Source organism: Pseudoxanthomonas kalamensis DSM 18571 (assembly GCF_010211745.1).
In the GTDB taxonomy this organism is placed as follows: domain Bacteria; phylum Pseudomonadota; class Gammaproteobacteria; order Xanthomonadales; family Xanthomonadaceae; genus Pseudoxanthomonas_A; species Pseudoxanthomonas_A kalamensis.
Map to the genome: position 1 here is coordinate 1 of NZ_PDWQ01000039.1, position 749 is coordinate 749.

Below are 749 nucleotides of genomic sequence, written 5' to 3' on the forward strand. Positions count from 1 at the left end.
TGCCAGAAGGCAGCGCAGCACCTGCGCGATGGAGCGTGGCATGCAGGGAAATTCCTCGAAGAAGCAAGAGCGCCGAGTCTAGCCAGAGATGATGACCGCTGCGTCACGGCGACGATCACCGATGCAAAGGCACGCGGCCGCTTGACGCATTCGTGCATCGGCGTAGCATTTCACCAAGCCGGCGGACAGACCGCCAGCTCACCACTCAACCGTGAGGGATTCTCATGGCAACACCGTACGACTATCTCGTGTTTATCGGGCGTTTCGAGCCCTTTCATAACGGCCACGCCGCCGTCGCCCGCCACGCGCTGGGCAAGGCGAAAAAGCTCATCGTGCTGATCGGCTCGGCCGACACGCCCCGCACCATTCGCAATCCTTGGACCGTCGCCGAACGTGCGGTGATGATCGAATCCGCGTTGCCGGGCGAAACCGCTCGTTTCCTCGGGCGCCCGTTCCGCGACCATCTGTACAACGAAAGCCTGTGGATCGCCGAAGTTCAGCGGCAGGTTGCCGATGCGGTGCACGCCGATGGCGGCACGCTGGATGCGAACATCGGCCTGATCGGCATGGACAAGGATGCCAGCAGCTACTACCTGCGTGAGTTTCCGCAGTGGCCGCTGGAGGACGTGCAACATACCGCAACGCTGTCGGCCACCGAATTGCGCCGCTATCTGTTCGAAGCCGTCGACATCGGTTTCCACGGCGGCTTGTTGATGCTGCGCGGCAATGTGCCGGCGCCCGTCTGCGGC

At 62.9% G+C, this 749-nt stretch carries 1 protein-coding gene; it reads left to right on the top strand.

Annotated elements, in window-relative coordinates:
- Positions 1–224 precede the first annotated feature (224 nt).
- Positions 225–749 (top strand): bifunctional nicotinamide-nucleotide adenylyltransferase/Nudix hydroxylase (locus tag CSC70_RS13845; RefSeq protein WP_162457197.1); only part of this gene is annotated, 525 nt, incomplete at its 3' end.